The organism is Aquamicrobium defluvii (genome assembly GCF_004363725.1).
In the GTDB taxonomy this organism is placed as follows: domain Bacteria; phylum Pseudomonadota; class Alphaproteobacteria; order Rhizobiales; family Rhizobiaceae; genus Mesorhizobium; species Mesorhizobium defluvii.
Map to the genome: position 1 here is coordinate 20,710 of NZ_SNZF01000039.1, position 11,521 is coordinate 32,230.

Below are 11,521 nucleotides of genomic sequence, written 5' to 3' on the forward strand. Positions count from 1 at the left end.
GCTGCCATAGCCGACCGGCCCCCGGTTTTCCGCGACTGGTCCTCCGCAATTGCAGGCACGCTGCAACGGGCGTTAACAGGCGTTCGCTTTCACAGTGAAAAGGCGAGCGTGACGATGTCGACCATCGGCCGGCGCACCATGCCCCAGTCCTCGAAACCTGGCTTGTCGATGGCGCTGACATCGAGTTCAACCACGCCATGGTGACGCTCGTCGCGCTGGATGGATTCGAACAGCCTTTCCACCGCCTCTTTCGGTCCTTCGAGTATCTGGCATACTCGCTCGCCCTCCACGGCGAGAATCCCGGTAATGGAATGCCGTTTGTTGAAAACCGCGGCCTTTTCGGTGATCCCGTCGATGTCGGCATCGGTTATGTGGGGGCGAAAAGTGGATGTGTAGGCGAGGCGGATGAGCATTCGACAGGTCTTTCGGTCTCTATCATGACGCTGAGGAAGTTTTCCTCAAACGCAGGAAAAAGTCACGCCGGCAAAAACAAAAATGCCGCCTGAAAGGCGGCATTTCGAAAGCTTCTGGAACGGAAGATTACTTGATCTTCGTTTCCTTGAATTCAACGTGCTTCTTCACGACCGGATCGTACTTGCGGAAGGAGAGCTTGTCGGTCTTCGTGCGGCTGTTCTTGCTGGTGACATAGAAGAAGCCGGTGTCGGCGGTCGAAAGAAGCTTGATCTTGATGTTCGCGGCTTTTGCCATGATGCTCGTCCGTTTATTTTCCTGGGGTTAAGCCGCAACAATACGGGGCGGCGCCCGGAAGCGGAAACTTGGCGCGACACATACCGGATGCGCCCGGAATGTCAAGTCTCCGCTCGCCTTTCGTGCCAATCCCGCATCAGCTTGCGTCCGCAATGATGTCGCCGATCGTCTCGGGGAAGAAGTCCGGAGCGGCGTGGCGCTTGCCGAACATCATGTCGTACTGGAGATAGCGGAAATCGCGGATGGCGGGATCGATCTGTTTCTGCCGCGCCCAATCCAGCGTGGCTTCGCCGTTACCTGTCAGCAGCAGGGAGCGCTCCACGACGCTGTAGCGCTGGTGAAGCCCGCCGAGGAAGCCGGTGTAGTAGGGATGGCTGATGCCCGCCACGCTGAACACATGCAGCGGCAGGAAAGCCGGGCTGACTGCGCCAAGACCATCCGCCTTGCCGGAACGATTCGACCACACCACCAGCGGCGTCGAGCGGTGCAGGAGCATGTTTTCCGGCGTGTCCTTGCGCGGGGCGACATTGGTGCGCAGGAAGCCGGTCTCCACATAGACCGGGCCCAGGGGCGGCAGATGATCGCCGAAGAAGGCGATCACGGTCGGGCGCTTGCGCTTTTGTGCCCAGTCGATCAGGCGCTGCAACTCGCGGTCCGAATCGGCCGCGCCTTCAGCGAAGCTGGCGAGGGAAGCGCGCGCCCAGTCACTGGTCTGCGCATGAACATCATGCACGGCATTGCCATAGCGGTTGGGTTCGTAGGGTCCATGGTTCTGGAGGCTTACGGCAAAAAGGAACAACGGATTCTCCGCCGCATCGGCAGCGGCGACGATCTCGTCGGTCATCGATTCATCGGAAACGAGAGGGCCGCGTTTGACCGCGCTCGTCATCGTCTTTTCGGAGCGGAATTCATCGAAGCCGAATGCCTTGTAGACATTGCTGCGGTTCCAGAACCAGTCCGTGCCCGGATGGATGGCGAGCGTCTGGTAACCTTCCGAGCGCAGGAAGGTCGCCATGGACGGCAACGGCTTGCGCACATATTGCTGGTAGGGAATGCTGCCTGCCGGCAGGAAGGCGTTGGAGAAGCCGGTCAGGGCCTCGAACTCGACATTGGCCGTCATGCCGCCGAACTCAGGCGAGAACATCTCGCCGGACTGGAGCGCTCGCGTGGAGGCGATCGGATCGGGCGTAATGGTGACGCCGGGCAGCTTGCCGGCATCCCAGAACGATTCGCTCATCACCATGATGATATCCGGCCGCTCGTCCGGGAGTGCGGTGTCGGCCACGGGTTTCGGCACGGAATCGACAGCCTTGTCCGAATAGCCGTTCGGCGCGGCGACATGAGCCATCGGCACATTGAGAGCGAAGGCAAGGGTGAAGCCGTTGCTCGCGTAGTTCTCCTTCTGGTCCCACATCATCGGGATGATCTGGAGGCGGTCGCGCGTCCACGAGAACGTCGCGTAGTCCATCAGCGAGACAAAGAAGGCGAGAGCCGGCAGGGCCAGCGCGAGGCGGGCCGCGCGGCCCTTGTAGCTCATGCGCGGCACGCGGCGCTGGACGAAGCGCCATGTGTAAAGCAAGCCGGTGATTGCCAGAACGAGGCCGAGAACCAGCGCTATGCCCGTCCATGGCCGCTCGCCGACCAACAGCGGCAACAGCTCAAAGATCTGCCGGGCAAAGAGAATGTCGGTGGGGAACAGCGGATCGCCGAGATAAAGCGATTTCTGATAGCCTACGAAGGCAAGTGCCAGGGCAAGAGGCGCGACAGCCAGCAAGCCCAGCCAGGCGCGGCCGAGTAGGGCGTCGAGCCCAAGCAGCACAAGCGCGAACACCAGAACCGTGGTCCATCCGGGCTTGTAGGGCTGGGCGAAAAAGGCAACGGCGCCGGCAAAGTCGCCGCGGAATATCCATTCGATGGCGAAGACCAGCGCAGCCGAGGCAAGGACCATCAGCACGGCATGGCGGATGCCTGCAAATATGGCGGCACGGCTCCGCCGGGACAGGGCTTTATCCGCCTGCGGTGCCTGTTCAGCAAAATCTGGTCTGCCGTTTGCCAACTCACACTTCCCCATGGAACGCCATTGTCATGCAACTGTCATGCTTATGTCACGAAAGCTATTGCGTGTGGCGAAATTGGGAAGAGCCGGCGAAAGAATCGTGTTCCGTTTTAACGATACGTGATCCCTTGCAGGCCAGGGTTTGAACCGACCCTGGCGGCCCGCAGCCGATGCATGAAACCGGCCTGGGCTTGACTTTGCGGGCTGCAATGCGCGACACGCGGAACGAAAGCGCAAACCGAGGCGGATAATGACAATCGCATTCACCTTTCCGGGGCAGGGCAGTCAAACCGTAGGCATGGGCAAGGAACTGGCGGATGCCTTTCCGGAGGCGCGCCGGGTGTTCGAGGAAGTGGACGAGGCGCTTGGCGAGAAGCTCTCCACCCTGATCTTCGAGGGACCTGAGGAGACGCTTACCCTTACCGCCAATGCGCAGCCGGCGCTGATGGCGGTATCGCTGGCGGCCATGCGCGCGCTCGAATCGCGCGGCTTTTCGCTGAAGGACAAGGTTGCCTATGTGGCCGGGCATTCGCTTGGCGAATATTCGGCGCTTGCCGCGGCCGGCTTCGTGTCCATTGCCGATGCGGCGCGCCTGCTGCGCATTCGCGGCAATGCCATGCAGGCCGCAGTGCCGCCGGGCGAGGGGGCCATGGCCGCGATCATCGGTCTGGAACAGCCCGAGGTCGATGCCGCCTGCACGGAAGCAGCGCACGGCGAGGTCTGCCAGATCGCCAACGACAATGGCGGCGGGCAGCTGGTTATTTCGGGCAGCAAGGCGGCTGTCGAGCGTGCGGCCGCGCTGTGTACCGCAAAGGGCGCCAAGCGTGCGCTGATGCTTCAGGTGTCCGCGCCGTTCCACAGCGCACTGATGGCGCCGGCCGGGGATGCGATGCGCGACGCGCTGGCTGGCGTGCAGCGCCATGCACCGGTCGTTCCGGTGGTGTCGAACGTATCGGTGGAACCCGCCAACGATCCCGATATGATCGCCGCGCGTCTCGTCGAACAGGTCACGGGCAGGGTGCGCTGGCGCGAAACGGTCGAGTGGTTCGGGGCCAATGGCGTCACCACGCTTTATGAAATTGGCGCTGGAAAGGTGCTTTCCGGGCTTGCGCGCCGCATAAATCGCGATATCGCTGTCAGTTCCGTCGGAACGCCGGCCGATGTGGATGCGGCGCTCGCCGCTCTCGGCTGAGTCCGGCAAGCTGCTTTGCGGCGTTGAAGGAGGCAGGAATGTTTGATCTGACTGGCCGCAAGGCGCTGGTGACGGGCGCGACAGGCGGCATCGGCGAGGCCATTGCACGTGTACTGCACGCCCGGGGCGCCGTTGTCGGCCTGCACGGCACGCGCGTCGAAAAGCTTGAGGCGCTGGCCGGCGAGCTTGGCGAGCGCGTCAAGCTGTTTCCGGCCAACCTTTCCGATCCCGCCGAGGTCAAGGAGCTTGGCCAGAAGGCGGAGGCGGAGCTGGAAGGCGTCGATATTCTGGTCAACAATGCCGGCATCACGCGCGACGGACTTTTCGTGCGCATGAGCGACGCGGACTGGGACGATGTCATCAACGTCAACCTCTCGGCCGTGTTCCGGCTGACGCGCGAGCTGACCCATCCGATGATGCGCCGCCGCCATGGCCGCATCATCAACATCAGCTCGGTGGTGGGGGTGACCGGAAATCCGGGCCAGGCCAACTACTGCGCCTCGAAGGCGGGCATCATCGGCTTTTCCAAGTCGCTGGCGCAGGAGATCGCCACCCGCAACATCACGGTTAATTGCGTCGCGCCCGGCTTCATAGAATCGGCGATGACCGACAAGCTCAACGACAAGCAGAAGGAAACCATCATGTCGGCCATCCCTGCCAGGCGCATGGGAACCGGCGAAGAGGTTGCTTCCGCTGTCGCATATCTTGCCTCCGACGAGGCTTCCTATGTCACCGGCCAGACCCTTCATGTGAATGGCGGCATGGCGATGATCTAGCGCCGCCACCTGGTGATAGTCGGCTTTTCGCCTTGGATACGGGCAAGAATTCGTGTAATGCGGCCCGCAATTCCTTGGCGTTCGCCGGAAGCGGCCTGCTTCGTAGCGTTTCTTGCAGGACCATCTTTTCAACTTGATTAGCGGCATTGCGACCGCTAACGAAGACAGACCTAACCTGAAGACGAGGATGCCCAAATGAGTGACACCGCAGAGCGCGTCAAGAAGATCGTTATCGAGCATCTCGGCGTCGACGCCGACAAGGTGACCGAGCAGGCCAGCTTTATCGACGATCTCGGCGCAGACAGCCTCGACACGGTCGAGCTCGTGATGGCGTTCGAAGAAGAATTCGGCGTGGAAATCCCGGACGATGCCGCCGAGACGATCCTGACCGTCGGCGATGCCGTCAAGTTCATCGACAAGGCTTCCGCCTGATCTTCCCGGCGGATACTGATTTCTGACATGCGGCGCGTTGTCGTTACGGGTCTCGGCCTGCTTTCGCCTTTCGGTATGGGTTACGAGCACGGATGGAAGGAGCTTCTGTCCGGCCGCAGCGCTGCGCGCCGTGTGACCGAATTCGAGGTGGACGATCTTGCCTGCAAGATTGCCCATGTCATTCCCCGCGGTGACGGGACCAACGGAACCTTCAATCCGGAGTCCGTTCTCGAAGCCAAGGAACTGCGCAAGATCGGCGAGTTCATCCTGTACGGGATCGCGGCCGCCGATGAAGCGCTCAGGGATTCCGGCTGGGAGCCGAAAACCGAGGAGGAGCGGTGCGCCTCCGGCGTGCTGATCGGCTCCGGCATCGGCGGGATCGAGGGCATTGCCGAAAACGCCATCATCCTCAAGGAGCGCGGCCCCCGCCGCATCAGCCCCTTCTTTATTCCGGGCCAGATCATCAATCTGGTTTCCGGGCAGGTGTCGATCCGTCACGGCTTCAAAGGCCCCAACCATGCGGTCGTCACAGCCTGCTCGACCGGTGCGCACGCCATAGGCGATGCCGCGCGGCTGATCATGCTCGGCGATGCCGACGTCATGCTGGCCGGTGGCGCCGAGGCGCCGGTGACACGTCTTTCCCTGGCTGGCTTCGCCGCCTGCCGGGCGCTCTCCACCGAGCGCAACGACACGCCCGAAAAGGCGTCGCGCCCCTATGACCGCGACCGCGACGGGTTCGTCATGGGCGAGGGCGCAGGCGTTGTCGTTCTTGAGGAACTGGAACACGCCAAAGCCCGTGGCGCGCGCATCTATGCCGAGGTCACCGGCTACGGGCTGACTGGCGATGCCTATCACATCACCGCGCCGTCCGAGGATGGCGACGGCGCGTTCCGCTGCATGACGGCGGCGTTGAAGCGTGCGAATCTCAAGCCGTCCGACATCGACTACATCAACGCCCATGGCACATCGACCATGGCCGACACGATCGAGCTTGGCGCAGTCGAGCGTCTGGTCGGCGATGCCGCCGGCAAGATTTCGATGTCGTCGACAAAGTCGTCCATCGGCCATCTGCTCGGTGCGGCGGGTGCGGCGGAAGCGATCTTCTCGATCCTGGCGATTCGCGACAATGTGGTGCCCGCCACCATCAATCTGGACAATCCCGAACGGGAGACCGCGATCGATCTGGTGCCGAACAAGCCGCGTCAGCGCCAGGTCGACGTCGCTCTGTCAAATTCTTTCGGATTCGGCGGCACCAACGCTTCGCTGATCTTCCAGCGCTTTAATGGCTGACAAACCGCCGCGTCCGGCGCCCGGCAGTGCCGAGCGCCGCGAATTTTGCCATATTCGCTCCTACTCTGCCGGAGGGGAAACGATACGAGATCAGACCGGGGTGCCATGAACACCAATTCTGGGGGCAACGAATTCGGCCGGGGCGCTGCGCCGCAAGCCGGCCCGATCGTGCCGAAGACGGCAAACGAAGCTTTGCGCCCGGAAAAGGGTACGCCTCCGCCGGCCCGGCGGTCGCGTAAATCCCGCAGTCAGGTCATCGTTTTCCTGAATTTCATGCTTTCGCTCGTGCTGCTGGCGATGGTCGGCGCGGGACTTGCGGTCTATCTCGGCAAGAAGGCTTTCATCGAGCCCGGACCCTCCGTTTCCGGAGACACCTTCCTCGTCAAGCCAAGCACCGGCGTCGCGCAGATCGCCGAGCAGCTTGAGCGGCGCGGGCTGATCAGCGATGCGCGCATATTCCGCATCGGCGTGCGTGCCTATGATAACGATCAGGCGCTCAAGGCCGGCGAATATGAAATCAAGCCACACGCCTCGATGCGCGAAATCATGGAGCTTCTGAAGAGCGGCAAGTCGGTTACATATGCGCTCACGATTCCGGAAGGGCTGACCGTGCATCAGGCTTTCGAGCGTATCGCCGCCCATGAAGCGCTGGCCGGCGACATGCCGGCCCAGCTGCCGCCGGAGGGAAGCATCGCGACGGATACGCTGCGCTTCACGCGCGGCGCCACCCGCCAGCAGATGATCGACAAGCTGATGGCCGACCAGAAAGCTCTCGTTGCCGAAATCTGGGCGCGCCGCGATTCAGACCTGCCTCTTGCCGACGAAAACGAGTTCGTGACGCTGGCCTCCATCGTGGAGAAGGAAACCTCGCGCGGTGACGAACGCTCGCGCATTGCCGGGGTGTTCCTGAACCGCCTACGCAAGGGGATGCGCCTCCAATCGGACCCGACGATCATCTACGGCCTGTTCGGCGGCAAGGGAAAGCCGAGCGACCGGCCCATCTACCAGTCGGATATCGAGAAGCCCACACCGTACAACACCTATACGATCAACGGTCTGCCGCCGGCTCCCATCGCCAATCCGGGCCGTGCATCGCTGGAGGCTGTCGCCAATCCATCCAAGACCGAGGATCTCTATTTCGTCGCCGACGGAACGGGTGGGCATGCCTTTGCCACGACGTTGAAAGAGCATAACGAGAATGTTGCGCGCTATCGTGCCTGGCAGCGCAAGCAGGCAGCGGAGGCGGCCAAGGCGCCTGCCGGGCAGCCTGCCGGTGAAGGCGAAGCGTCAGGGGCAACTTCAACCCAGTAGAACCGGATCGACGATCCGGTCAGAGCGTGGCGATGCCCGCCGAACTGCCGGCGGAAGGCGGGAGAGGATCGCATGACCTTGCAAAGCATGACGGGATTTGCACGCGCGACCGCAGAGCATGAGGGCTCGGCCATCGCCTGGGAGCTCAAGTCCGTGAACGGCAAGAGCGCCGAGGTGCGCCTGCGCCTGCCGCCCGGCTTCGAGAGGCTCGAGCTTCCGGTTCGACAGACGATCCAGAAGCGTTTCGCCCGCGGGAGTTTTCAGGCGAGCCTTGCCATTGCCCGGCCCGCCGGGACGCTGGCCCAGCCGGTGGTCAACGAAGCCTTCCTCAGGGATGTCGCGGGGTTGGCGCAGCGTTTGCAGGAGCAGTTTGGCGTGGCTCCTTCCACCGCCGACGGCCTGCTGGCGCTTCGCGGCGTGCTGGAAGTGCCCGAGGTGACGGAAACGCCTGAAACGCGCGCCGCGCTCGATGCGGCGATCTTGCAGGCGCTCGAAGATGCGCTGTCCCAACTGGAACAGGCGCGGCTTCAGGAGGGACGGGCGCTGGGTACCCTTCTTCTCGGCCATCTCGACAGGATCGGGGAACTGACCCTTCGGGCCGAGGCCGATCCCTCCCGGGAAGTGGGCGCCATTCGCCAGCGGCTGAAGGAACAGGTGAAACTGCTGCTCGATGCCAGCGCGGAGCTGGATGAAGCACGGCTTCATCAGGAGGCCGCCTTCCTCGCCACAAGGGCGGATATTCGCGAAGAGATCGACCGGCTGAAGACCCATGTGGCCTCGGGGCGTGCGTTGCTCGCCTCCGGTGGCGCAATCGGGCGCAAGCTCGATTTTCTGGCGCAGGAATTCAACCGCGAATCGAATACCTTGTGCTCCAAATCGAACGCCGCCTCGATCACCGCCATAGGGCTTGAACTGAAGGCCGTCGTCGATCAGTTCCGCGAGCAGGTTCAGAATCTGGAGTAGCACATGCCGTCAAGAGATGCCGGTTCACAAATCCGTCGCCGGGGCCTGATGCTCGTGCTGTCGTCGCCTTCGGGCGCCGGAAAGTCGACCATTGCGCGCAACCTTCTGGAAAGCGACAACCAGTTCGAGTTGTCGGTCAGCGTCACCACGCGTCCGCGTCGCGGCAGCGAAATCGACGGCCGTCACTATCATTTCCGCAGCCGGCGCGAGTTCGAGATCCTGCGTGACAACGACGAGCTGCTGGAATGGGCCGAGGTGCATGGCAACTACTATGCCACCCCGCGCGGACCCGCCGAACGCGCCATGGCGGAAGGGCGCGACATGCTCTTCGACATCGACTGGCAGGGTGCGCAGCAATTGCGTGAGAAGATGCGCGGCGACATCGTTTCGATCTTCATCCTGCCGCCGTCCATGGCGGAGCTGAAGGAGCGTCTCAAGCGTCGTGCCGAGGACCAGGAAGCGGTCATCGAAACCCGGCTGAAGAATGCCCGCGACGAGATCGAGCACTGGGCGGAATACGATTTCGTCGTCGTCAACGACGATCTCGACCGCGCTTTCACCGAGGTGGTGTCGATCGTGCAGGCAGAGCGCCTGCGCCGCGATCGCCGGCCGGGCCTGTTCGATTTCGTATCGGGATTGCTTGACGAGCCTGTTGGTTAGCCCCTGAAGGCAGCTTTAAAGCGGCGGAAGTGCGCTACACCGCCAGGGAGCAAATCGATGAGAACACGCTTGAACAATGGATCGAGGAATCGAAAACCATCCAGTGGGACTACAAGAATCTCATGAAAACGAAAAAGCTTGAACGGCTTTTCTGAGCGTTGAGCGAGAGCTATCGTCCCGCGCTTTCTCCTCACAACGAACGGCCATGCGCGGTGGCGTCATGCCGCGCCTCGAAAGCTGCGACCGCCCGCTTTCCGGCAAGCTTGCGCCAGCGGCGCTCAATGAATCCACGGAGCGGGTCAGGCTCGATCATAGCCAAACGCGCAAGAACGATGGAGTAGCTGGCATAGTGCGGAGTTGTGTAGAAAACAGCCGGGTTGGCTTCGATCAGCATATCGCGCTCATCGGGCGGCACCTCCGGCAGAACAAGACCGCCTTCCTCGCTGCGCAGCCAGATCAGCAATCTTCCTTTGACCCTGAGCGCGGGCATGTCGTGCGATGCTTCCTCGGTGACGCCGGGAAACTCCTTCGCCAGAGCGACAACGTCTTTCCATTTGAGCATCGTCATCGGCGGTCCCGCCTCAGGAGTTGCAGATTGATGGCGCTCCCCTCAATCTCGCCGCTGAAACATCGCACGCAACAGTAAAGCCGCCGAGCCGCAGGCGGCCTCACCGGCCTTGTGTGAAATTCGCCGCTCATGTGGAGGATGCGAGTTCGGCGAGTTTCGCAATGGTATTGATGTTTCGGGCTGTGCCACCCGCCGCAACCGGTATCTTGAGCTTCGAGCGGCCCATACCAGGACCGAAGGCGACATAGATTTCTCGTTTACCCACGCGGACTTCTTCGTCCTTCCTGTCCTTTACCGCGTCGAGCGTGTCGGCGGGCGGTGGAGCATCGAGAAAAATGGCGACCGTCCAGTTGGGGGGAGCATCGGGAAACGGATTGGCGTTGAGAACGTCCGCCATCTCCTTTGCCGTCCGCACGATGACACCCACCGGTTTGCCCGCATAGTCTTTCAGGCGGTTCTCAAGCGCAGCCTTGACCTCCGGTTCGGATCGGTCGTCCGAGAAAACGACGTTCCCGCTTGCAATGTAGGTTTGAACCTTCTCGAAACCCTCGGCAACGCACATCGCCTTCAACTCGGCCATCGGTAGCTTGCCTGTTCCGCCGACATTTACGGCGCGCAGTAGCGCAACATATGAAGCCATCCGATCTCCTTCCAAATTCCGAAAGCTGCCGTCGCGAAATTCCCCAAAACCTGCGACAGCTTTGGCCATCTTGGCATCCGCACTAAGGGACGTCATTCACAACGATAAACGGCCACAATGAAGGTCGCGAGTTGCCGCTTGCCCGATGTCATCCCCGGAATGCCTCGACCAGGTGTTTCTGCCGGTCAGCTTTTGGACCGGCACCATCAAGAAGCGACCATTCGTCGGATTGCCAACTTTGGCCGAAAGTCCAATGCTCACTTAAGGCCGTGCCTTGGCCGACGTACGGCTCTTACTTTTCCGTTGCTCCCGTCTCCACAGAAAAAGCGGTCGCCGCCATCGGATCCAAGCCCCGAAACGCCGGTTCCGGGCGGCATGTCCAGTCGCTCGAGCACTTCACCCGTTTCCGGGCCGATGCGGCGGAGATCGCTCCCGCTATCTTCCCACGTGCCGTGCCAAAGCTCGCCGTCTACCCAGGTGACGCCGGTGACAAATCGATCGGATTCGATCGTGCGCAGCACTTCTCCGGTCTCGGGATCCACTTGATGGATCTTGCGCCCGCGATGCTGCCCCACCCAGAGCGAGCCCTCCGCCCAGGCCAACCCCGAGTCACCACCGCCCCCCGGCGCAGGTATTGTGGCGATCACCTCACCTGTCTTGGGATCGATTTTTCGAATCACGGCATCCCCGATCTGGAACAGGTACTCGCCATCGAATGCGGTGCCCGCATCGGCGGCGACGTCGAGCGATCTCAAAACCTGTCCGCTTTCGGGATCGAGAGCATTCAGCCTTTCGCCGGTTGCGAACCAGACATGCTTGCCGTCGAAACTAGCAACTGTGTCTAGGCGGCTTTGCCTGTCTGCCATGGCGTAGCGGTTTTGAGGACGGCGTTTGCGGTTACGACCAGCCTGCGTGCGCCTGCAAT

At 62.0% G+C, this 11,521-nt stretch carries 13 protein-coding genes; 7 read left to right on the forward strand and 6 right to left on the reverse strand.

Annotated features, from left to right (window positions below; all coding sequences use genetic code 11):
• Positions 1–89 precede the first annotated feature (89 nt).
• From DES43_RS20005 to DES43_RS20015, 3 genes are all read right to left on the reverse strand, one after another.
• A complete protein-coding gene (locus DES43_RS20005; RefSeq protein WP_051520843.1) occupies positions 90–413 on the reverse strand; it encodes a BLUF domain-containing protein in 324 nt (107 codons plus the stop codon).
• A 127-nt stretch (positions 414–540) separates the two neighbouring features.
• On the reverse strand, positions 541–708 hold the full coding sequence (gene rpmG / locus DES43_RS20010; protein ID WP_035033210.1) for a 50S ribosomal protein L33: 168 nt from the start codon (positions 706–708) through the stop codon (positions 541–543).
• 136 nt (positions 709–844) lie between these two features.
• A complete protein-coding gene (locus tag DES43_RS20015) occupies positions 845–2,779 on the reverse strand; it encodes an LTA synthase family protein (RefSeq protein WP_084496672.1) in 1,935 nt (644 codons plus the stop codon).
• 235 nt (positions 2,780–3,014) lie between these two features.
• Between DES43_RS20015 and fabD the strand changes: the two genes are divergently transcribed.
• From fabD to gmk, 7 genes are all read left to right on the forward strand, one after another.
• Positions 3,015–3,956, forward strand: a complete 942-nt coding sequence (gene fabD, locus DES43_RS20020; RefSeq protein WP_035033208.1) for an ACP S-malonyltransferase — start codon at positions 3,015–3,017, stop codon at positions 3,954–3,956.
• A gap of 38 nt (positions 3,957–3,994) precedes the next feature.
• Positions 3,995–4,732 (forward strand): 3-oxoacyl-[acyl-carrier-protein] reductase, encoded by a 738-nt coding sequence (gene fabG, locus DES43_RS20025; protein ID WP_035033206.1) that lies wholly within the window; start codon positions 3,995–3,997, stop codon positions 4,730–4,732.
• A 195-nt stretch (positions 4,733–4,927) separates the two neighbouring features.
• The gene (locus tag DES43_RS20030; protein ID WP_035033204.1) at positions 4,928–5,164 is read left to right on the forward strand and encodes an acyl carrier protein; all 237 of its coding nucleotides are present in this window, start codon (positions 4,928–4,930) and stop codon (positions 5,162–5,164) included.
• A 27-nt stretch (positions 5,165–5,191) separates the two neighbouring features.
• Positions 5,192–6,454: a beta-ketoacyl-ACP synthase II gene (gene fabF, locus DES43_RS20035; RefSeq protein ID WP_035033202.1), complete on the forward strand. Its 1,263-nt coding sequence runs from the start codon at positions 5,192–5,194 to the stop codon at positions 6,452–6,454.
• A gap of 105 nt (positions 6,455–6,559) precedes the next feature.
• Entirely contained in the window at positions 6,560–7,765 is a 1,206-nt protein-coding gene (mltG, locus tag DES43_RS20040) for an endolytic transglycosylase MltG (RefSeq protein ID WP_133676084.1), read from the forward strand.
• 72 nt (positions 7,766–7,837) lie between these two features.
• Positions 7,838–8,728 (forward strand): YicC/YloC family endoribonuclease, encoded by an 891-nt coding sequence (locus tag DES43_RS20045; protein WP_035033197.1) that lies wholly within the window; start codon positions 7,838–7,840, stop codon positions 8,726–8,728.
• Between the two features lie 3 nt (positions 8,729–8,731).
• The gene (gene gmk / locus DES43_RS20050; protein ID WP_051520842.1) at positions 8,732–9,388 is read left to right on the forward strand and encodes a guanylate kinase; all 657 of its coding nucleotides are present in this window, start codon (positions 8,732–8,734) and stop codon (positions 9,386–9,388) included.
• A gap of 190 nt (positions 9,389–9,578) precedes the next feature.
• Here gmk and DES43_RS20055 read toward each other — a convergent pair whose 3' ends face one another.
• The 3 genes from DES43_RS20055 to DES43_RS20065 all read right to left on the reverse strand — a co-directional run bounded on the left by DES43_RS20055 (position 9,579) and on the right by DES43_RS20065 (position 11,462).
• A complete protein-coding gene (locus DES43_RS20055) occupies positions 9,579–9,956 on the reverse strand; it encodes an MmcQ/YjbR family DNA-binding protein (protein ID WP_051520841.1) in 378 nt (125 codons plus the stop codon).
• A gap of 127 nt (positions 9,957–10,083) precedes the next feature.
• Complete coding sequence (locus DES43_RS20060; protein ID WP_035033191.1) at positions 10,084–10,596, reverse strand: DUF1697 domain-containing protein; 513 nt, start codon at positions 10,594–10,596, stop codon at positions 10,084–10,086.
• Positions 10,597–10,853: 257 nt separating this feature from the next.
• Positions 10,854–11,462, reverse strand: coding sequence for a Vgb family protein (locus DES43_RS20065; RefSeq protein WP_035033187.1), 609 nt, complete (start codon positions 11,460–11,462; stop codon positions 10,854–10,856).
• Positions 11,463–11,521 lie beyond the last annotated feature (59 nt).